Here is a 23266-nt window from a genome sequence, read left to right as displayed (position 1 = left end):
ATTTTCTTTGCTTTTGTATTACATCACAAATGTCTGTTATAGTTAAAAGGTAGTATAGGGTATAATCAGCTTTTTTAAAGGTGTTTTTTAGGGTAAAAAAAGGTTTAATATAGATGTTGTGTTTCTACGCATAATTAAGCACTTTCGATAAACTTAAATAACAACATCATGATCAAAAAAATTACCCTAATTACCCTGGCGTTTGCCGCTATTGGTTTTAGTTCATGTCAACAAAACCACCAGGCCGATGTAGCCGTTAAAGAAAACGGACTTATCTTTGATACCTTAAGCTATGAAACGGCACTGAAGTATGTAAAAAACTATGAAAGCCACGCTGGCACGATTGATTCAGGCCTCCTCGGGAACATCCATAAGAAACCAAACACCAGGTGCATTTGGTTCCCCCTGGCCCGATTGGACAGCATGGTTCAAAAAACCAGGCGCGAAGGCGGCGATGGCGTCCGTTTTTACCTAGCCAGTTATGACAAAAATTACGGATCAGACTTTAAGGGCGGCTACAAGCCCGATAAACAATTCTGGGGGCTTACTACGCTGGTAATGGTATCAACAAAAGATAGCGTTGTAAAACCATATCACCAGGATTATTATTACAAAAAACCTGCAGCGGGGCAAAATGGCGGCTTGCAAGGCTTTATTATCGGCACACCTCCCGAAAACCGCGGCGAGCAATGCCCGCCTCCTGCAACATGCAGCAGCATTGGCGCAACCTTAGTAAAGTAAAACAAATGATGTTCATCACCATAAATACCGGGTGTGAATTTATATGCTTCCTGGCTGCCCTTATCTTTTTAATAAAAGATAAGGATACAGCCTGGAAGCTGTTTATCCCATACCTGCTGCTAACCTGCCTTGTTGAAATGACCGGCGTATACTTGCGCAAAGTAGCACATGTGCCTAATCATAACCTTTATAACGCGTTTTTACTGTTTGAATGCGGGGTTACCGGCTACATGTTTTACAGTTTATATAAGCCATTTAAAAGCACGGGTAAATGGCTTATTACCTGGTATATAATTTTTGTAGCCGTATACTTAGCCGAGCTGGTGATGACCCATTTTAAAGCATTTGTTTCAATAACTGCAACCGTTATGTCGGTTGTGTTTGTATTGGCAAGCCTGTATTATTACTATCTTAAACTGATGGACGAAAACTTTGAGCGGCTTGCATTTTCGGCACCCTTCTGGTGGGTAAGCGGTGCATTGTTTTTTTACTTCGGCAGTACCACCTGCAACATATTTTTTGATTACCTTTCAAGCTTAAAACCTATCAATAACCAGCTTTCCATACGGTACTATATCTTTATCTTATTAAACATAACACTATACTCTTTTTGGTCATACGCTTTTTTATGCAGATATCTTCGCAGGAAATCGTCTTCCTGATAGGGTTAACTTCCCTAATTTTTTTAATTGCACCCCTGTTCCTCATCATTTACGTAGTTTCATACAACCGTAAAAAAAAGAAACACCAGGAGGAGAAATTGCTGCTGCAAAAAACATTTGAGAATGAGTTGCTTAAAACCCAGATAGAAGTGCAGGAGCAAACCCTTAAAACCATCGCTTACGACTTGCATGATAATATAGGGCAGTTGCTGAGTATTACTACTATCACCCTAAGTTCTATCGACCTTGACAATAAGGACAAAACGGCCGAAAAACTGGCTTTTGTTGAAGATCTTACAACCCGGTCTATCAAAGAAGTAAAAGCCCTGTCGCGCCTGCTACACGGCGAAGAACTGGTAAACCGCGGACTGGCAGCGGCTATTGAATTTGAACTGGAATGGCTGCAGCGATCAGACAAATTTAAGATCAATTTTGATAAGCGAAATTTCAACACATTTAATGCCGATAGCGGAAAAGAAACCATCCTTTTCCGGCTGTTCCAGGAGATTATAAATAACATCATACAGCATGCCAAAGCAAGCGAAATATTTATAACTTTAGAGCAGATTGAAAATTCATTTAAGTTAACAATCCGGGATAACGGAAAGGGTTTTGATGTTGAAGAAACGCTGAAACGAAAAAACGGGATGGGCCTGCACAACATCACCAAACGCGCGGCGATGATTAATGGTGCAGCCTCCATCAACTCGGCGGCCGGAAACGGATCTGAAATTATTGTAACCATACCCTACTAAATATTGATGTACGCTGATAAAATAGATATAGCCATTGTTGATGACCATACCCTTTTCAGACAGGGCCTGGTGAGCCTGCTTACTGATTCGGGCAAAATTAACGTGATCTTTGATGCCGAGAATGGCCAGGATATGATCCAGAAACTACCGCGCCATCCCTTGCCCGAAGTGATCCTGATGGATATTACCATGCCGCAGATGGATGGATATGAAAGCACCAAATGGATCAAAGAAAAACATCCCCAAATTAAAGTACTGGCCTTAAGTATGTTTGAAGAAGACAAACCCATCATAGGGATGCTTAAAAGCGGCGCCGGCGGCTACATGCTTAAACAATCCAGGGCATCCGATCTGGTTGATGCTATTACCGGTATTGCTAAACAATCGTTTTATATTAATGAACTTGTAAGCGGGAAACTATTACGCAACATACAAAACAGCCAGCCTGTAAATGCACAACAAATAGAGGTAAATGCCAACGAGTTGAAGTTCCTGGAGCTATGCTGCAGCGACCTTACGTACAAGCAAATTGCAGATATGATGAACCTAAGCCCGCATACTATTGATAACTACCGCGAAGCGCTTTTTCAAAAATTTGAAACAAAATCAAGAACCGGGCTGGTTATAGCGGCTTTAAAGCAGGATTTAATAAAAATATAAGAGGCCTTTTTAAATTAACCCTAAGTCATGCCGAACTCGTTTCGCATGATTTTTTCTGTTGTTTAAACCATGACCGCTTATTCAATAAAACTCCCGTCTCCTCTCCTCTTCATTCTTTGACCACGGCGCATTGGAGTGCCGCTCCATTTTTGGAGGTTTAGTTTTGCGCTGAACATAAAATAACGGCTTTGCGCATTACTGAGTGTGTTGGTTACCGAGTTTTCGGTTGTAACCTGGCTAACAAAGTTATTCTGTTTTAAAATATCAAATACCTGGAAAGTAAGGGTGAGGTTGCGGCGCTTAAAAAACTGCTGTTCAATGTAAGCGTTAATAACCAATGGGTTGCGGGTAAGATTCTGCGATATCCCTTTTACAAAGTTTTTATTGGCGCTGTAGCCAAACGTGGCAGTACGCCCGGTAAGGAAATAAAATTTACCATCGACAGCCAAAGCGGTGGTACTGATATTGGTATTTACCGAGTGGGGCAGCGTGAAATATGATTTGGCCACATCATAGGAAACGTATGGGTTAATTTCTACCGATTCGCTGGGATTTATTTGCGGGCCAAAGCGCTCATTAAAATGCCAGGTTGTGGTAAAGTTTTGCACGTTGTTACTCATTGATATGCCATGACCATAATTGATGGTTCCGTTAAGCGACAGGTTATATTTCCTATCGTCCAGCTGTTTCGAAATATTGTAATTGCCACCAATGGTATAACTGCCATTTAAATTTATAAAGTGGGTTTCGTTTTTTAAAGCGCCTAAGGTATCGGCTATCTGCACGGTATTGGTAACTATCTGGTTTTTAATAAAGCTTATATTGGCATTTGCCGAAACGTTAAATTTTGAATCAACTATGTAATTATTATACTGCAGGTTTATAGAATTTCTGAATGATGGCTTCAGATCGGGGTTACCTACAACCGGGTTTTGGGGGTTAGATTCATCACGTACCGGCTGGATCTGGTTAAATGAAGGTTCCTGCGGACTGCCAGAATAGTTAACCGAAAACCGCTCCTGCTTTGACCATATATACTGGAACCGCGCTATTGGGATTAAATTAAAATTGCTGCGGTGTGTGCTTACAATGCCGCCGCTAACTTTTGTACCATCCAATACCGTAGGCACACCCGTAACACCTAATGAAACACTGTACTTTTTTTGATTTATGCGGTAATTGAGGGCCAAGCGTGTTTCGGTGAATGAATATTTAAAAACATTGCTCAATGAATCAACCAGGCTCCTGTTCCCAACTGAATCGATATTAAAGGTATAGGCCTGGTTATCATAGCCGCGCGAATTTACCTGCGCGTTAAACTCCAGTTGTGATACATCATTCAGCGGTTCAACATAGGTAAAACTTGTCCTGAAATTTTTGCTCAGGTTGCTCCGGCTGATATGGCGATTTACTAACGAATCTTTCAAAACGTGATTGGTAGAATCCTGGTAGTAAATAATGTTATTGTCCTGCTCGTTAACAGTTTCATTATCCGACCTGTTGTAGCTTACCTGCAACGACAGGTTGCGCTTCGGTTTTTTAAACAAATGCTGATAAAACACAATAGCCCCCCAACTGGGCACGGTATTATTGCTGCCGGTTAATCCCAAAATATCCTGATGAATAAGGCCGGTTTTAAAACTTTGAGATGTGTTTGTTGAATTTACACCCGAGTAACTAAAACTGGGGGTTACTTTTAAGTAATTCGCACTATCAATATTATACTCCAGCTCCAGGTTTATATTATGGGTTTTGTTATTATTTTGCGAATTGGAGTTCCTGATAAAGTTGGTTGTACCCAATGTGCTGAATTGCTGCCCATCGCTATGGTTAATGGAATTTACATCTCTGAAATTATAATTATAACTGGTATTGACCTGGATCTTTTTGGTTAGATAGCTGCGATAGCTGATATTAGGACCGCCTGTTTTTGTTGTTCCCCCGCTTCCGCCCCCACTACCGCCGGTAACACCGTTCACCGTATTTACAAAGCTCCCGATGAGCCCTATCTGCTCGTTACCATTCAACCGTTGAAAAAACAGGCGGGTATCGTACCTGTCATCACTACCAGCGCCGGCGGTTAAACGACCTGTGTTACCTACAGATTTATCGGCCCTGGTAGTAATGTTGAGCACCTTTTGCGGGTCGCCATCCTTAACACCAGTGCGGGCAGCCTGGTCGCCGTAATCATCAATGATCTGTACTTTCTCCACAATATCAGCAGGCAGGTTTTTAATGGCCTGGGCTACATCGCCACCTATATAATCCTTACCATTTAGCCGGGCTTTTACCACTGCCTGCCCCTGGTGGGTTACTGTACCATCTTTGGCAACTTCAACGCCTTCCATTTTTTTAATCAGCTCATCAACAGTAGCATTAGGACGTACTTTATAATCACTGGCGCGATATTCAACCGTATCGGTTTTGTAGGTAATACTGGGCCCTCCGTTTACAACAACCTCCCCAAGCATATGCGATTGCGGTTTTAAAATAAAGGGATCAAGCGATAAGCTGCGCGATTCATCATTGTTCAGCATCTTACGGATAACGGACTGATAACCAACACTGGTAACCGTTATTACAAATATGGCCGATTTAATTTTCCTGAGAACAAATTTACCCGTTGGGCCGGTAATGGTAACCACACTATCAGTAGCTGATACCAGTTTTACGGTTGCCCCTTCCATCTTTTTATCGGCGGTGTCTTTCACTACACCGGTAACCTCCCTGAATGGTAAAGGTCCTTTTTGTTCCTTCGACCGCCGCTGCTGAAAATTGTCATAATTACCACCATTTCCGTTGCCACCTCCCCGGCGGTTTTGGGCATAGGATATGCTGGCAAGCGCAATCATAATTAGCAGGAGTACAGGTCTTTTCATGGTAAGGCAGATACACTGGGTTAAATCTTAAGTTCCAAGGCAAAAGTCTTCCTGACTTAAGACTTTGAACTTAAGACTTGTAAACTTGACATTAATTTAACCCATCTGCTAAAATACAAGGCTGCAACGGTTTATTTTAAACTGTTGCAGCCTTGTTACATAACATCCTTGTTACCTGATCTCGTCCAGCTGCAAAACAACGCTTGTTCTGCTGCTGTTAACATCGGGGTTGATGCCAACAGTCATTAAAAAATTGCCGGTAAAGATAAGATCATCACCTAAAGAGGATTTGGAGCCGGGATAAAGATTGATCTCTTTAACCTGGTATTTTTTCTGCGGATCGAGGCCTTTTAAACGGATAGGTACCTTTGTGCCTGCATTATAGCGATTGTTAACCAGGTAGTTAAACACTACTGCCTTTGATTTGGTATCATTAACATACATGATAGATGCGGCATCATTATCCCATGGGCTTTGCAGGCGGTATTGGTCACCATGCCATATGGGATCTTTAAGGTTATCATAGTTTTTAAGCGCATCATGAACGTATGAAAGATCCTGCTCACTTAATTTACTTACTACAATGTCGAACCCTAATTTACCCATCATTGCCACATCTGTACGGAATTTGATTGGCTGTTTGCCCCAATCTGTAACATGATTTGAGCTGGTAATAGCCGGATAGAAATACGAGTATTCCCATTGGATGAAAACCCTTTCCAGCGGTTCGGTATTATCGCTTGGCCAAAACTCGGTGAAGTATTTTAGCGCGCCATAATCCACACGTCCGCCACCACCTGAACATAACATCAGCGGAACCTTTGGATACTTCGCCCTTACCCGTTCAAGCACCTTATATAACCCCCGCACATACTCAATATACAAGTGCGATTGATCTTTCTTTAAATAAGCCGAATAGGCATTATAGATCACCGCGTTACAATCCCACTTGATGTAAGCCAGGTCGGGATTTTTGGTAAACAGGTCGTCAACTATCCCATAAACAAAATCCTGCACCTTTGGATTGGAAAGATCCAGCACCAGTTGGTTACGGAAATATTTTTCGGGACGGTTGGGTTGTTTAATTACCCAATCCGGGTGTTTGGTATATAATTCACTTGCCGGGTTAACCATTTCCGGTTCTATCCAAATGCCAAACTTTACACCATTGGCCTGTGCTTCCTTAACCAGCGAACTGATGCCATTTGGCAATTTTTGCTTATTTTCCTGCCAGTCGCCCAATCCTGCAACATCGCCGTTTCGGGGGAACTTGTTACCAAACCAGCCATCATCCAGCAAAAACAAATCGACGCCTAATTTTTTGGTATCCTTTAATAATTGAGCCAGTTTACTTTCATTAAAATCAAAATAAGTTGATTCCCAGTTATTAAGCAGGGTAAGTCTGTCGCCCTCACCATTAACAATTTTATATTTGCGTGCCCAGCGCTGTAATTTACGACTGGCATCACCTTTACCATGGTCTGAGTAAGTGTAAACAAATGCCGGGGTGATAAATTCCTCAGCAGGTTTAAGGTGATATTCTGATGCAGCATTGTTCATACCGGCTATTACCCGTAAATTATCAGAAACATCCAGTTCCAGGTCGATTTTAAAATTACCCGACCATTCCAGCGCGCCCAGCATTACTTTACCTTCATCCTCGGTAGCCGGTTTATCCATAGATACCATAAACATGGATGGTTCGTACAAATTGGCACGGGTGCCTAATTTACTATCGATAGTTTTGATGCCGTGGGTAAGCTTTGCTTCTTCGGGCTGCATTTCAACGGCCCAGTTGCCATGGTATTGTTTCAGCCAAAAGCCGTTACCCTTTAGGTTAAGGTTTGCCGACGCGAATTTATTAAGTGTTACAATCCCCTTCTCGCCATGTTTTATAACCGACCATTGTTCGGTAACATCGTCTTTAAAATAGGTTTTGTAATACAGGGTTACCTCAAAAGGATAAGCGGGATCTTTCAGGTTTACGGTTAATAAGCTGATATCGTCAGCAATTTTTGTAACCGTATGGCTTACATACGCCAGGTTAAGTGATTTATTACCATCGGCATGCGTAACTGTAATGGCAGGCTCGGCCAGGCTTGCCGACCCTGATGGCATATAGGCATCATTGAGGATACCAGAGTCATCTGCCTGCCTGTACATTTTCAGGATCTGCTCATACTCTTTTGCATTGCTCAGTTTGGCGCCGAAATAAACCATTTTAAGGTTCTTATCGGCATCTGTTTGCAACACTAATGCGTTGTTTTGTGTTTCTACCGGGATAGTTACTGTTTGGGCAAAACTTCCGGCTGCGAGGAACATGGTACTGATAAGCACCCCGCTAAAGGGTACTATTTTGTTTAGGAACTTCTTTCTCAATTTACAGGTTATTTATTAGATACAAATAAGGTTATTTTTTTCGATTTTACTTCCCGAACTCAAATTTATATAATGCGGCATCGGCAGCATTAAGCTTTGCAGGGATATCTGTATTGTTACCCTGCAATATTTCGGTAACCCGGTACTTTTGATCCGGAAGACCTAATCTTTTTGAATCAAGCGCAAACTCCTTTGGCTTATCCGAATAATTAAATACCGCTACATAATAAGCATTACCAATTTTTTGGGTAAATATCTCCGAGGCATTCTCGCCGGTGTTACCTTCAACTGGTTTAAAGGCCTTGCCATTGTTTATCACAGCCAATATTTCGGGGTTTTGATACCATGCTTTGGCCCTGTTGCTCCATGGCCCGTGTATGGAAAAATCATCACCGGTAATAAAAGTACCGGTTATTACCGCCGAAAGCATGCGCGCACGGTTGGTACCCTCACTTTCTGTTGATAACACCACATGATCTGCATCAACATAATTATACAAATAGGTTTGCCACCAGCCATAGCTTACGCTATTTAAAGTGTACTGGGTATTATCGATGCTTTTAAAAGCATCGCAGGCAATACGGCGGGTGTGTACATACCTGCCGGTAGCCAATGTTGGCGATATAGCGGCATAAATCAGCATCTGGTCGCCGAGTTTACTGATCAGGTACTCCATCCCCTTGCGATAAGCCTGCATCCCGGTAGTTATTGTTGGGTCATAAAAATGGGTTGATTCTGCCGTGGCATGGCCCAGGAAATCTATCTTAATCATTTTAAAACCACATTCTTTTAGCTTGCCAATAACCAGGTCGATATGTTGCAATGTTCCCGGATGGGTTGGGTCGACAGCTCTTGCGCCATCTATTTCGTGATATTTATCACCAACTTTTGTCCAGGTTTCGCCATAGGTATAATTGGTTCCGGCTACTTTGCGGTCGGGCCCATCTTTCCAGCCCCAGTCGGTAAATGGCGCCCAGTACACACCGGGTTGCAGGCCTTTGCTTTTACAATAATCGGCAAAGGCTTTCAACTTGCTGTAATCGCCCTCCAAACCACCTTTCAGCATAAAATCCCAATAGGAATCCAGGTCGATAAAGGCGGTATTACCTGTACGGAAAGCAGAGAGACTATCGGCAAAAAAATCGGCCACTTTGGTAGCTTTTTCATAGTTCAGTTTTTCCTGTATTACGCCCCAGCTGTTCCAGCCAACGGGAGTAGGTTTTGTCCAGTTAAAAACAAAGGGAGGCTCGGCAATGCGGTTTGCTTTAGCGTAATATTCCATGCCTGTGCGCCAGTCGTCAAAGTAACCTATAAAGATCTTTGGTGATTTTACTACACCGCCCCTAACCTGGCCATGATCAATATGGTCGCGGGTAATGCTCTCTTCGGTATAGCCGCTCCAAACCGCCATCCGGTTACCTTCATCCTGGGTACTGCTGCTGCGGATACCCGTTTTCCAAACTTCATGCGCCACAGAACCGGCTATATAGCCATTGCGGGTGGTATTGTCATAAACGGCCCCTACCTCGGCACTGGTATTGCTGAACGGAGCTTTAAATTCTTTTGCATTATAGCGGATAAACGTATCATTATCAAAAGGAACAAAAATGCTTCGGGCATCGCCGGTAACAACAGGCAGATTACCTGCAAAAGGGGTAATGGAATTACTGCTAAGACTTTTCCCGGACAATACAATCTGTGTCAAAAAAAACTCTTTACCGGGATAAACAAAAAACACCTGCTCAATTTTCGGCAGGTTATTGCCGGTTAGTGTAACCACGTATCTATCGCCTTTGCCAAAGCCGTCGGTAATGGGAGTTGAGGCGTACTTCCGGTTTAAATTATCGGTAGTTGAAACTGTTATATCCTTTATTTTAAAGGCCGCATTGACATTGGCGAATATGGCCGTTTTGCCGTGATACACATTGTAGGTACCGGCTTTAAGGTTGTAAACGATGGAATTGCCTTTGCCGTAAGGCATGGTAATAATTGTCGTTTGCCTATGGATAGATGCAGAAGTAATCATGGGAGGGATGATCACTTGAAAGGCTAAAATCAGTTTATAAAATATTTTCATTGAATTTATTTTTAGATAGATTAACTTTCACCATAGCGATGGGTTTGAAACCCATCGCTATGGTGAAAGCGTGAGTAGTAGAGTGATTAGCTTATTTTTTGAGCCATTACTTCTTTTATTACTCCGTTAACCTTGATCTTCACTTTGCGCGGTGCGGTTGATGTAACCCGGTAACTAATTACCTTTCCATCTTTCCATTTAAAATCTACCGTAAAATTGCCGCGGGCACGTAAGCCTTTTACATCGCCCGCTGCTTTCCAGCTATCGGGGATGGCCGGGATCAGGTTGATATAACCCTCGTGGCTCTGGATTAGCATTTCGGCAATACCGGCAGTTGTACCAAAGTTTCCATCTATCTGGAATGGCGGACCGGCGGATAACAGGTTTGGATAAATGCCGCCACCCGCACCATAGTTAATGCCGGTACTTGTGATTGGTTTCATGATCTCGGTAAAAAGCTTACAAGCCCGGTTACCATCATGCAGCCTGGCCCAGAATAGTAACTTGTAAGCGATAGACCAGCTTGGGCCATCATCACCACGTACATCCAGGGTTTTCTTTGCAGCTTCGGCCAGTTCGGGTGTGCCATCCGCGGTAATCTCTGATGCCGGGTAAATACCATATAAATGTGAAATATGCCTGTGCTGTGGTTCGGTCTCTTTGTAATCTTCCAGCCATTCCTGGATGCGGCCATCTTTACTAATGATGCCTGCAGGAGGAATTTCTTTCAGTCTCTTTTTCAGCTGGGCGCGAAAGTCAGCATCAACTCCCAATGTTTCTGATGCGGTAATTACATTGGTAAACAGCTCACGCATTATCTGGTTATCAAAGGTGGCGCCAATGCAAATACTGGCATGATTGCCGCTGCCATCGGGCATTACGAAACTATTTTCGGGCGATGATGACGGCGCGGTAACCATGTAGCCGCTTTTAGGGTCTTTTACCAGGATGCTGTTATAAAACTGTGCAGATCCCTTTAAAATTGGATACACGCTTTTCAAAAAGTTTTTATCATTAGTAAATACATAATGATCCCAAATGTTGCTACACAACCAACCCGAACCTCCCTTGGTAACACCCCAGGATGCGCTTTCGCCGGGTTCTGTCCACCCCCACACATTGGTAATTACATGGGCTACCCAGCCATCGGCATTGTAATAAGCTTTGGCAGTGCGCTCACCGTTTTTTACCAGGCCCCGTACCAACTCCACCAGTGGCAGGTTCAATTCTGATAAATTGGAAACCTCTACCGGGAAATGGTTCATCTGCACGTTCACATCTAAATGATAATCTCCATTCCATGGAGTATGCACTTCATTGGCCCACAGGCCTTGCAGGTTTGGCGGCAATAAGCCAATCCGCGTGCTGCAAATGCTTAAATAACGACCAAACTGGTAAAACAAAACCGGCAGGCCCTTATCACCCGCGGGAGCTTTATGAAAGTTGACGAGGCGCTGATCAGTAGTTTCGGTTGAATTATCATCGCCTAAGCTGATACTTACCCTGTTAAACAGCTTTTGGAATTTGGCTATATGCTGCTGCTTTTGCAAAGCGTATGGTTTTTTTAATGCCGCAGTTAAATTCTGCTCCATTTTTGCTTTAAAACCGGGGCTTTTAAAATCGGTAGTTGCCGAAATATAAATGATAACCTCGGTAGCGTTTTTTATTACAAGGCTGTTGGCCGTATTGGTTAAAGTACCGCCAATTAATTTAGCTTTCACATTGGCAATGTATTGCATGCCGTTACCATCGGTACCATTATCCAGCCGGCCTGCCATTTGCAGGGTATTGCCAATGGTTGTGGTAACTGAGCGTTCCGGGCGACTGAGCCCGATGCTAAAATTAAGCTGACCAGGCTTATCGGCAGTCAGGCGGATCATGTCTACATCGTCGCCAAAGCTGGTAAAATACTCCCGCCTGTAGGTTACGCCGTTAATGGTATAGGTACTTTTAGCTATCGCGTTATCAAGAGATAGTTCCCTTTTGTAATTGGTGAATTTTGAAACATCGGCACCCTTATAATCAAATTCCAGGTTCAAATCGCCCAATGTTTGGAAACAACCCCATTGTTTGCCGCCCGAACCGGGACCTTTACACACAAAATCTTTGTCTATCAGTGCCTGTGCCTCCACGTTTTTACCAGCTAATAAAAGCTCCTTTATTTGCGGCAGTTTCTTGTAGGCATCATAATTATTTGCATCCTGAGGTGAGCCCGACCATAGGGTAATATCGTTTAATACAATCTTTTCCTTATCTACTCCCCCATACGGCATCATTCCAAGGCGGCCGTTACCCAGCGCCAGTGTTTCTTCCCACCTTGAAGCAGGTTTATCATAATGCAGGGTAAGCGGTTTTTTTTGTGCAAAGGAGACTGTCGATACTAATAAAACAACCGTTATGGCCGGTATAATTTTTTTAAAATTCATCATGTTATGATTTTATTACAGGGATCTCCATCGCGTTTACGTCCAGTTCCAAAACTATTACCGAACAGTTTTCATCGGGCAAAGTAGCCGGCAACTCTATCTTATACCCTTTGTTATCCGATTTGATGGCAACCGCGTTACCGTTAAGGAAATATGATTTCAGGACCTTGGTATTAGGTAGTAAAGGGATGTTCAGTGTACTATCTTTCCGTTGAAAAACATTAATATAGATCTTGTTTCCAAGACGGGTAGCTCCGTATTCGGCAGTTGGCAGGTATGGACCGCCTTTTGTACCGTAAACAGCTTCGCCGTATTGTTTTAACCAGTTACCCATCTCTTTTAAACGGATTACCTGCCTGGCTTCCATATGCCCGTCCATCGCCGGACCAACATTAAACAACAGGTTACCATTACCGGATGCTGATGTTACCAAAGTTTGGATGCATTGTTTCAGCGATTTCATGCCATCGTTTGGTTTCCAGGCCCATTGGTTACAAATGGTGATGCAGCTTTCCCATGGTTCATCCATATTCAGCTTGCCTATGGTTTGCTCGGGGGTTAAAAAATCACCTACCGCATCACCGCCAAGCTTATCGCTTATTTTTCCAAGCCTGTTGTTTACAACTACATTAGCATCAACGCTTTTAATGTAACTGTAAATTTCTTTGCCATCTTCTGTTGTCCATGGTTTTTCCCAATAACCATCAAACCAAAGCATAAAAGGGTGGTATTTGGTGATCACTTCCTTCAACTCGTTTTTCATGCGGGTTTTAAAAGCAGTCATATCCCCTTTCCTGGCATTTATTTCGGGATGATGAGGGTTGTCTATCGGGTAATCCTGGTCATGCCAGTCGAGGACAGTCATATAGATGCAAAAGGTAATACCCTGTTTTTTACAGGCTTTTGCTAACTCCCCAACGAGATCTCTTTTAAAGGGCGATTTGGAAACATTATAATCCGAATAAGCGCTTGGCCATAGCAAAAAGCCATCATGATGTTTGGCGGTGATGGTGAGATATTTCATACCGGCATCCTTAGCAACCTTTACCCAGGCATCGGCATTAAATAATACCGGGTTAAATTCCTGGTAAAGGTTATCGTAATCTTCCTCGGGCACCTGGTCGTTGCGGCTCCAGCCTATTTCGGTACCACGCTGGGTAACCGGGCCAAAGTGGATAAACATACCAAAACGCTTATCCATAAACTGCTCTATAACTGCCTTTGGCGTTTTAAGCGGTGCGCTTGTTTTTGCCTGCTGGGCAATAGCGATGCATGTACTTAATAAAAGGACTGTTATGAGCCCTGTTTTTCTTTTCATAATATGGTTTTAATAATTAATGGGCTATATAAAACAAATAGGCTGTCATTGCTTCGGACCTACCTACGATGTATTAGGTTTAAACCTGGCAATCGCCTCTGTATACTCGCAACGACTCACCCCGGCTATGCTACGCTGGCCGACCCTCTCTTCAACTTCGTTGGAAAGAGGGTTGAGAATTTTTTTAGCCCCTCTATGCGCGAAGCGGAGAGAGGGGCAGACGAGCGCAGCGATGTCGGGGTGATGTCGGGGTGAGTCGACTATCCGCCATGCAAAAACGTCATTCTCTCCTTCAGAATTCCCCGAATTTTATCACTCGCAATGACGATCTGTTTTTTTATTTTTAAACAGCTTCTAAGGCTTGTTCACCAAAAAGTTAACAATCCTGCAGGCATGACCTTTGCTTGCGTTGTTCTTGCTATTGCTTATTTTAATTTTTAAAGTATGATTGCCATTATCCAGGTTGTCGCCCAACATATGGTAAACCCCAAGGTGTATCCAACTATAATACTGGGTTAACAGGTCAAGCTCTTTATATGCTCCATTATCAATTGAGTAGGATATAGTACCTGCATCGGGCCCTGCTACTACCGCAATGCCAACGGCTGTACCTTTAAAGGGCAATGTTAGTTCGCTGCCTGGTTCGGTCGAGATCAGCATCGGCACATCAACAAAACCAGGGCGGGTTGAAAGGCCATCTTTAGGGTTCCATTTGGTATCGATAACCCATCCTTTATCCAATTTGGCGTTAGTGATATTGTAATAGCTTCCATTTTCATAGCGGGCTTTATCTATCGGCTTTGGCAGCGCAACCTTAACAGGTGTTTTGTACGCCGTATTAATACATTCCTGCAACAGCGCTTTGATGGTTTCAAAGTAGATCTCCTGGCCGTGGTACCAGGGGTGAATATCTTTAAAATCATCGGCCCAGGTAAGTTCCTTGTTCTTAATCTTATCATTAACCTCAAGTGCCAGGTTTACATACGGCAGGTTGTAATGAGCGGCAACCAACTGATGGTTTAACAACTCGGGCGATACCTTGCCTTTAGCGTAATTATCTACTTTTTGAGGGTCGGCAAGGGCCATATAAATGACATCCATCATGGGATTGGCCCGTTTTGCGTGACGAACGATCCCTTCTAACGAGCGAACCTGCGTGGTGCTGTCGGTTCCCCGGTCGTTTACTGCTGCTTCAACAAAAAGCAAGTCGGTTTTGCCCGAATCAAGGATATCCCGCTGCAACCTGAAAGCATGCGGCAAGCTACCCAATGAGGGAATACCTGCTGCTATAAAATGAAAATCGGTTTCGGGATAAGTTTCCTCCAGGTACCTGCACACCTTGTTGCGCCAACCGGGATTAAAGGTGATTGAACCACCGAGGAATGATACCGTAGCTTTTTTCTTAACAGCTACCGCATAGTAGAAATTATTAAGCCCGCCGCCTGTTTTCACATAATTTGTGTAAGGCAGTATTTTTTGTACGGGATATGAGTTATTATAGATGAAATCAGCATAATATTCCGGACGATCTACCTTAAAATGATGCCCCTGCAATTCCATTGGTCCCTGTGTTACCGGGTAAATACTTACAGGCCCACCTAAGGTAATGTAACGTTTTGCCAAAACATCGCTGTTCTCGGCAGGCGGGGCCAGCTTATCATCCAAACCAATGGTATGTAAAATAGGTACCCTGAATGATGCCAAACCTTCGAGGTTATCAATAGGGTTATCGTTATAAGCAATGGCCTGCTCTTCGGTAAAATGATAAACCTGTTTTAACTCATTCCATGAGCCCGCATCGCCAACACCTTTAAGCTTTCCACCGGGCCAGCTTTTAATATCACATACCGGTGTTTCGGCATAAATACAGGTAACTTTATCAGGGTTACGTTTGGCCCAAGCATAAGCATATAATGCTCCCCGGCTTACGGCTTCAAGAGCTGCCTTTGGAGCAAAAGATTGGTGTTTGGTAAGGTATGTGTAAAACACATCATAAAGCTTCATGGCTTCAGGGCTGCCATACTGGTTATCTACATTAATAAAGGCAATATAAAAGCCTTTAGCCAGCAGGATGCTATCCATTTGGGTATGCCAGTCGGGAAAAGAGGTACGCCATACCCAGGGATTGCCCGGCAGCGGATGAGGGGGCTTTACATAATAGGCATCGCGACCGGCAAGTTCCAGTTGTACTTTTTCAAAACCCTGCCAAAGGTTAGTTTTATCCTGTGCTTTTAAGGTCGAAAAAGTGACAGTTGAAAGTAATAAGATTATTAAATATTTAAGTTTTAGCATCGATTTTTCTGCTTTACTGTATTAAATCAAATGTTTATATGTATTAATATAGGTACAAATTAAATAGCGCTTCACTGATCCAAAACACGGCTTTGTACACAACGTAAAAAAATCGGCATTTAATTAAATCAGTTTTATTGGTTAGGGTAAATGTATTTGCTTAACGCATTTCAAAAAATGGATAAACCTTTTAAAACGATGGATAATACTCCGATAGATCATCGTATAAAATGCATTCTACATTGCCTATCGCTTACCTCCTTTTTGATGAACAATCTTATTCCCGGACACCAATGTACCTGCACAATCCAGGAGTTTAACCAGGTCTGTTTCTTTTTTAGATGTACCCACTAATTTGAATTGATTGTTCACAATGCTGATGTGCGCTGTACTTTTTGCAGATACTGCTACAGGCGATATTAACGTAAAGACATTGCTCGTAATCAAAATATTGTTGTGTACTTTTTGTTCAGCACTTTCGGTATTCTCTGGCGCTATCAAAATAACAGGACCGCCGCATAAATTGAATTGATTATTCCTGATTACCAGGTTGTTTACCATGCCCGATTCATACCAGCTTGCTGCATCATCGGCAACCGTTATACCGCTGTTGTGCGTTCTTTGAAAAACATTATTTTCAATTACTACCTTGCGGCGCGTGGTAACCAAAATACCTCTTGTGGGGATACGGGTGATGGTATTATGATTGATATAAACCTGTGGCGTCCAGGTGACATTCTCAACAACATCATTTGGTTCGATATTATGAGTCAAAGGTTCTTTAAAGGTTAACAGCACATCCTTATCATTTATCCTTTCGGTTTTGGATATAACATTGATGCCATACTGCAGCAGGCTTTTGGCATGAACAAGGGCTATACTATCTCCTTTGGTAAAAGCTTCAAAACCATAGGTCTGGCTGTGCATAAACCTAACAAGTAACTGATCGGACCTGGGTTTGTCTATAATGCGCAAATAAGTTCCGTGTACATTAATGGCATCGTCATTGGCGCCGGATAAATAGGAATTAGTGATCACAATCTTTCCCCTACAACCCGAAAAGTGCAAAATATCCGCCCAGGCAGCCGAGGTACGACCGGAATTGGCGGCAGGCTTAACAAAAACAGAATCAATGGCAATATCATGGCAAAACTGGCTCACCACACCCATCCCATGCATAAAATTAATATGGATATTTTTTAACCGCAGATTTTTACTTCGCAGCAGAAATATCCCGGTACAATCCCTTAAAATATCCCGGCTTTGATAAGTGAGGCCGGTTTTAAAGCCAGGGTTCTTTTTAAAGTACACCCTTAGCAGGTTCGTGCCCGTTTCTGCATACTTCAATCCATCCATGCTAATATTAACACGTTGCAGGTCGCCGGTTGCGGGGTCAAATACCTGCCATAGCGAGATAGGATTATGGCGCCAGCCTTCTCCTTCCCAGGTAAGCAGGCTATCTTTAATGCTGTATTTTGAGTCGACGTGAATCTTCAGTTCGGCGAAATTATCCCCCGTTTTGAGCACTTTCAACTCCGATACCGTTGGCCGGTGGTAATCGTAGTTAGCGCCATGGATGCTTATATTTTCGCTATGATCTATACAAGTCTCCATCATTTTTCCACGCATTACCATTTTTGCATCCCGGGCCTCAATATCTACATACCTTGAACTGTCGATATATATTGCGATAGCCTTTGGCGTATATGCATCATCGTTTGTGTTCGATATGAAAAACTGCTTTTTAAAGCTTGCTTCGGGGTAAAAACTATATATCCCTTTTAAAAAGATGAGCTTAACATGCTTTTTACTGCTACCATGCGCCACCAGGAATAACGATTCCTTAAACTCAGCCGGACCAATGATTGTTATCCTGTCGCCGGCAGAAAAGATCCTTTTGTTTACCTGTCTAAATGTTTTCCAGGCGTTATGCCGATCAGTTCCCCGGTTATCATCACTGCCCTTTTCAGCATCGATATAATAAGCGGTATTGCCCGGCGATATGATGCGGTCGTTAACGCCCGGGTATTTTATTGCAGCGCAGGCAGGCAAACCAAAATAAACAGCAGCGACAAGAAAAAAGGGAATTAAAAATCTGCGCCCAGGTTGCATGATATTAGTTGCCTTTAAAAACATAAGTTTTGCCTGCAATTGTATCAAACTGGTATTTAAACTCGTTGATTGCCTGTTGACCAGATATGGATACATTATTAATCTTGATAGCATTTGGCGATCTGAGCTTACAAACCCCGCCTGCCAGTGATTTAATAGCAAGCTTTGTTATTTTACCATCTTTCCATTCCATATCGGTGATCTCGAAATCGCCGCGGGCCCGGATGCCTTGTACGCTGCCTTTTAACCATGCTTTTGGCAAGGCCGGCAATAGTTGAATCTCATCTGTTTGGCTTTGCAGCAGCATTTCGGTAACACCTGCGGTGTAGCCAAAGTTACCGTCTATCTGGAAAGGCGGATGCGCACAGAAAAGGTTGGCATATACCCCACCACCGTTATTATAATCAACACCCGAACCACCTGCCAGCGTTATAAAATTATTAAGGATCTTGTAAGCATGGTCACCATCTTGCAGGCGTGCCCAAAAGTTCATCTTCCAGGCCATCGACCATCCTGTGGAAACATCGCCCCGGGCCAGTAAACTTACTTTAGCAGCCTGTGCCAGCTCAGGCGTTTTGATGGTGCTGATACGCCTGCCGGGATGCAAACCAAAAAGGTTTGACGAATGGCGGTGCGTATCTTTAGGATCATCCCTATCGGTTTCCCACTCCTGCAGCTGTCCCCATTTGCCAATTTTAGGTTTCAATAAATGCTCCCTCATATCGGCAACATGGTCGCGGTAGGTTTTATCGGCATTTAAAACATCAGCAGCGGCAATGTAATTGGTAAACAAATCGTAAACTATTTCCTGGTCGTAAGTCACCCCATCTTCGGTAGGCCCGTGCTCCGGCGACCAGCCCAGCGGCGATACCAGCGTGCCATCGGGGCGGCGTTTTAAATGATCGTCCCAAAATTCAACAATCTCTTTCAGGATAGTATAAGCAAAGCTTTGCAGGTAGGCTTTATCTTTTGTAAAAGCATAGTGCTCCCAAATACCCTGTGCATACCAGGCGCTGCCGGGCGTATTCCATAAAAAGCTTCCTCCCCCGTATACCCCGTTCTCGGTTTTCACTGTCCAGCCGCGTACGCCTGGATATTCTTTTTGGGTACTTACCTTTTTTACCTCGCGCATACTATTGATATAATCGAGGTATGGAAAATGGCATTCAGAAAGATTGCTTGGTTCGGCCAGCCAGTAATTCATCTGGATGTTAATATTAGAGTGGTAATCACTTCGCCATGGCGGATTGTTACTTTCGTTCCAAAGCCCTTGCAGGTTGGCGGGTAAGCCCTCTTTTCTTGATGAATTGATCAGCAAATAACGGCCATATTGGTAAAGCAGGGCTTCCAGTTGAGGGTCGGCTGCTTTTTTATAATTGATGAGGCGTTTATAGGTTGGTTCGGCTGCTATTGGCGGGGATGTTGTACCCAGGTTTATTGCAACCCTGCCAAACAAACCTTGGTAGTCGGCTATATGATTGCCTGATAACTGCAGGTATGTTTTGGCTGAAGCAGCATCCAGGTTTTTCTTTACTTTAATACCCGGAGCTTCGCCGCGCCAATGCTGTTCGCGTTTGTTGCTATAATCTGTTGCTGCCGAAAGCAATATGGTAAAACCGTTAGCCTGGTTAATATTAAGCTGCGAGCCGCCATTGCCATCACTTTCAACTGTGGCAGTGCCACCTTCTGTTTTTACTACGATGGATGCCTGGTAGGCCAGGCCATTATCCAGCTTACCCTCAAACTGCAAAGCCATGCCGTTGCCGGTAACCTTTGTACCATGCGCATCTTTTAAGCTGACGATAACCGAATAAGCGCCCTTTTTATTGGCACTAAAATGCAGCACCATTACTTTATCGGGAAAACTACAAAAGTATTCGCGCTGGTAAGCTATGCCGCCATCGGTATAAGCTACCTGCTGAATGGCTTTACTGATATCCAGCTGCCTGCGGTAGTTTGCAGGTGCAGCCATGCTGGTGTCCTTCCCTTTAAAATCAATAAACAAATCGCCAAAGGCCTGGTATGCACCGGTTTCGGCTTCATCTCCCGTCCACAGGCTAATCTCGTTGAACTGGATATGTTCCCTGGCCACGCCGCCAAAAACCATGCCTCCAAAGCGGCCGTTACCCATGGGGTAAGCTTCGGTCATCCAGGTTTTGGCGGGTTTATCGTCCCATATAACTAAGTCCTGCGGGCTGATTTTAGCCGTGTGGCGCTGGGCATTTACTTTACCGGAGTATACGGCTACAAAGGCAATAAAACTGATGCGAATTATTTTTTTTATCATTTTAAGTTTAAATCGGATGGGCTAAATATCAGTATAAAACAGCCGCTACAATACACCAATCTTAGCAAATTATTATGTGCCTAAAGCACAAGTCAAATCTTCAATCCCAATAAAAAAGAAAGTCCCGGGCGCAGGTATCCGGGATACTTTCCTTTCTATATTATACTAAGCTACTCTTTATTCCAGAAGGTTATCTCGCTCATGTTACTATATCCTGAACCGGTTACGGTATGCAATACCCTGATTCGGATATATCTTACCGGCGGCGGATTGCTTAACAGATCAACCTTTAAAGCAGCCTGTCCGTCATCAGATCGTGTAACCGATTTAAGGAGGATCCACCCTTTGGCAATTGCCTCGGCTTTCCAGCCAGAGTTATCGGCCCTTAAAGTGGTAGTTGCCCCTGTAAGATCATTAATACCCCAAACTTCAAACTGATCGGGATTATTACAGCAGTTTCTGCCTACTTCTTCCATCTGCCCCAGGTTGCTATATGATTTTCCCATATCAAAGGTAAGTACGTGCGGAATGTAAGAACCATCGCTGTGGAAGATATTAGGATATCCCTGTGGTCCATCGCTATTATCCCAAAGTTTACTGATAGTAGTTTCGCCTGAATAGGTTTGCACATCCTGCGGCAGGTGAACCTCCGCAAATTTCGATTTATCGCATTTTACATATGCATACACCTTCGGAAACGTGTCAAATTCTGCAACTGCAAAAGTATCTATCGCCGTACGTTCGGGTATATAGTATGATTTATAGGTAATTGTACTGCCTATCTTAAAGCTTGGCAACGTAATAGAATTTTGAGAGGGTAATAATATTGCCGCTGATGCTACCCCTGCCGCGTTTGTGTAGTTAATAACTGTTTTAATGTTAATAGTATCCGGCGTTGCAAAATTCAGCAATAATGAACCATCGTTGTTAAGCACGTAAGGTGTGGTGCCATTGTATCCCCGGTTTAATAAAGTGGCTGAATATAGCGGACCGTAAACTTTCGCATTATTTACTTCATAAGGGATCGATTTATTGCCCTTTGCATCGTATGAATAAATGGTAAATGAGTAAGTATACTCCTGCAAATTTTTTATTACCGTACGTATGGTATCTGGTTTACCGGTAACGCTCACTATCTGCGAATCGGCGCGGTTGTTATAATATACTACATATTTTATGATACTGGGATCGGAGCTTGCTTTCCATTTAAGCCCCATCTCTAAATTACCAGGCTGTACAATAGCTTTCCCAACTGCTCCTGTATAGGTTAATTCGTGTCCTTCGTAAAATTTTTTATAATCGGTTGCGAGGCCATTTTTTGAGCAACCATACCAGGTGGCCAGTAAAACACAGCCAAGTAGTATGTATATAAGGTTTTTCATGTTTTTTATGTTTTTGTTAAACAATTAACTTACTGCGGTTGCCCGTAAAGTGATATTTCCATTGCGTGTGCAAAATTGCCGCCCGACCATGATTCACCTACAGCAAATCGTATAAAGTGTACCGGAGGCGCCGCTAATGAGAAATTGAAATTTACCCCTGCTAAAACAAAAGCATTATCGGCCGAATTATGGGCCACAGGCGGTAACCCTGATGGTGGGTTAGGATAACGGAAATTACCCAGGTTTGTCCAATCGCCAACAACGGTGCCTACTGCTGCAGATACAGGCAGCTGCGCATCTTTTGGTGATGAAACATTTGATCCCCAAAGCGAGAATATTTTAGGGTTACCATGGCCAAAGGCGTATTTGTTTGATCCGTCATCAGGCCTTTCCCATAGCGTAAACCTGCTTAGTTTATAGCTTGCACCTACGTTAAATGTGCACACAAAAGGTGCAGTATGCCCTGGATTTGTATGCCAGCCGGAACTGCTGCCGTCTGTTTTGCCATCCCATAAGTTTGTAAGCACCCAGCCATATCCTATCTCTGTATCCGAAGATAAATTATAAGGGCTAAATTTTCCTTTATCAAGCAGCGTTTCAAACAAAGGCGATATCGCTTTTTTTAACGTATCCGAAATATTACCAAACCTGTCTGTAACGTACACACCAAAATTCCTTAAATCGGTACCATAGCCCCGAACCGAATAGTCAATAGTATCTGATTTTGTATAATGCTGATCCCGTACCTCCATTGCATTGGTTGACTTATCATAGGCAACTACAATTAAACCAATTTCTTTTTTTAAAGGGTTTAATGCCTTCACGTTAACGCCGCCAAAATCGGCCGCTATACTTGATGATCCCTCTATTGACAGGTAAGGGGGTATCTGCGGATGCACGGTTACCTTAACCGGATCTGACGAAACATTGGCCCTGCTTACCGTGTACAGCGTAACATCATAATCGGCTTCTTTGGCAAAACCTTCCACATTAACCGTATCGGTGTAGTATGATGATTTGGTTTCTCTTGAAACCCCTTTCCTTATCTGGTATTTGGCCAGTACGTAAAGTATATTATCTGAGTTGGGCAAATCATAGGTAATGAATGCACCTCCATTATAATTAGCAACTTTAATATTGGTAATTACACCTGGTTTTGTTTTGTCTGTAGAGATAGGCACCCTTTCTCCGTCGTTTTTTTTGCACGATGCTATGCCTATCATTATCAAGCCTGTAAAAAGCAATAATGAGTAGTATTTAAATTTCTTCATATTTTTAATATTTTAATTATATGAT

The 23266-nt window shown here is 43.1% G+C and carries 14 protein-coding genes; 4 read left to right on the top strand and 10 right to left on the bottom strand.

The window, feature by feature from the left end; genetic code table 11:
• Window positions 1-168 precede the first annotated feature (168 nt).
• From AC1DO4_RS25730 to AC1DO4_RS25715, 4 genes are read left to right on the top strand one after another with little or no spacing between them, the layout of a single operon-like run.
• Window positions 169-741, top strand: coding sequence for a hypothetical protein (locus AC1DO4_RS25730; RefSeq protein WP_477420634.1), 573 nt, complete (start codon window positions 169-171; stop codon window positions 739-741).
• Window positions 690-1403 (top strand): hypothetical protein, encoded by a 714-nt coding sequence (locus tag AC1DO4_RS25725; RefSeq protein ID WP_477420633.1) that lies wholly within the window; start codon window positions 690-692, stop codon window positions 1401-1403. The genes AC1DO4_RS25730 and AC1DO4_RS25725 overlap by 52 nt, the downstream gene beginning before the upstream one ends.
• A complete protein-coding gene (locus tag AC1DO4_RS25720) occupies window positions 1370-2158 on the top strand; it encodes a sensor histidine kinase (RefSeq protein ID WP_477420632.1) in 789 nt (262 codons plus the stop codon). The genes AC1DO4_RS25725 and AC1DO4_RS25720 overlap by 34 nt, the downstream gene beginning before the upstream one ends.
• Window positions 2159-2164: 6 nt before the next feature.
• Entirely contained in the window at window positions 2165-2818 is a 654-nt protein-coding gene (locus AC1DO4_RS25715; RefSeq protein WP_477420631.1) for a response regulator, read from the top strand.
• A gap of 77 nt (window positions 2819-2895) precedes the next feature.
• Here AC1DO4_RS25715 and AC1DO4_RS25710 read toward each other — a convergent pair whose 3' ends face one another.
• The 10 genes from AC1DO4_RS25710 to AC1DO4_RS25665 form a co-directional block, all read right to left on the bottom strand.
• Window positions 2896-5697, bottom strand: coding sequence for an outer membrane beta-barrel family protein (locus AC1DO4_RS25710; protein ID WP_477420630.1), 2802 nt, complete (start codon window positions 5695-5697; stop codon window positions 2896-2898).
• 171 nt (window positions 5698-5868) lie between these two features.
• Window positions 5869-8076: an alpha-galactosidase gene (locus AC1DO4_RS25705; RefSeq protein ID WP_477420629.1), complete on the bottom strand. Its 2208-nt coding sequence runs from the start codon at window positions 8074-8076 to the stop codon at window positions 5869-5871.
• 46 nt (window positions 8077-8122) lie between these two features.
• A complete protein-coding gene (locus AC1DO4_RS25700; RefSeq protein ID WP_477420628.1) occupies window positions 8123-10153 on the bottom strand; it encodes an alpha-galactosidase in 2031 nt (676 codons plus the stop codon).
• An 86-nt stretch (window positions 10154-10239) separates the two neighbouring features.
• Window positions 10240-12582 carry a glycoside hydrolase family 95 protein gene (locus tag AC1DO4_RS25695; protein WP_477420627.1) on the bottom strand — a complete coding sequence of 781 codons (2343 nt, stop codon included), beginning with the start codon at window positions 12580-12582 and terminating at the stop codon, window positions 10240-10242.
• 1 nt (window position 12583) lies between these two features.
• Window positions 12584-13897 carry an alpha-L-fucosidase gene (locus tag AC1DO4_RS25690; protein WP_477420626.1) on the bottom strand — a complete coding sequence of 438 codons (1314 nt, stop codon included), beginning with the start codon at window positions 13895-13897 and terminating at the stop codon, window positions 12584-12586.
• 354 nt (window positions 13898-14251) lie between these two features.
• On the bottom strand, window positions 14252-16189 hold the full coding sequence (locus tag AC1DO4_RS25685) for an SGNH/GDSL hydrolase family protein (protein ID WP_477420625.1): 1938 nt from the start codon (window positions 16187-16189) through the stop codon (window positions 14252-14254).
• Between the two features lie 246 nt (window positions 16190-16435).
• Window positions 16436-18301, bottom strand: a complete 1866-nt coding sequence (locus tag AC1DO4_RS25680) for a right-handed parallel beta-helix repeat-containing protein (RefSeq protein WP_477420624.1) — start codon at window positions 18299-18301, stop codon at window positions 16436-16438.
• Window positions 18302-18305: 4 nt separating this feature from the next.
• Entirely contained in the window at window positions 18306-20588 is a 2283-nt protein-coding gene (locus AC1DO4_RS25675; RefSeq protein ID WP_477420623.1) for a glycoside hydrolase family 95 protein, read from the bottom strand.
• Between the two features lie 170 nt (window positions 20589-20758).
• Window positions 20759-21970 (bottom strand): DUF4998 domain-containing protein, encoded by a 1212-nt coding sequence (locus AC1DO4_RS25670; RefSeq protein ID WP_477420622.1) that lies wholly within the window; start codon window positions 21968-21970, stop codon window positions 20759-20761.
• Window positions 21971-21999: 29 nt separating this feature from the next.
• Entirely contained in the window at window positions 22000-23241 is a 1242-nt protein-coding gene (locus AC1DO4_RS25665; RefSeq protein WP_477420621.1) for a DUF5000 domain-containing lipoprotein, read from the bottom strand.
• Window positions 23242-23266: the final 25 nt, after the last annotated feature.

It is taken from the genome of Mucilaginibacter sp. P5_A6 (assembly GCF_056400585.1).
This window is presented reverse-complemented; position numbering and strand designations above follow the sequence as displayed.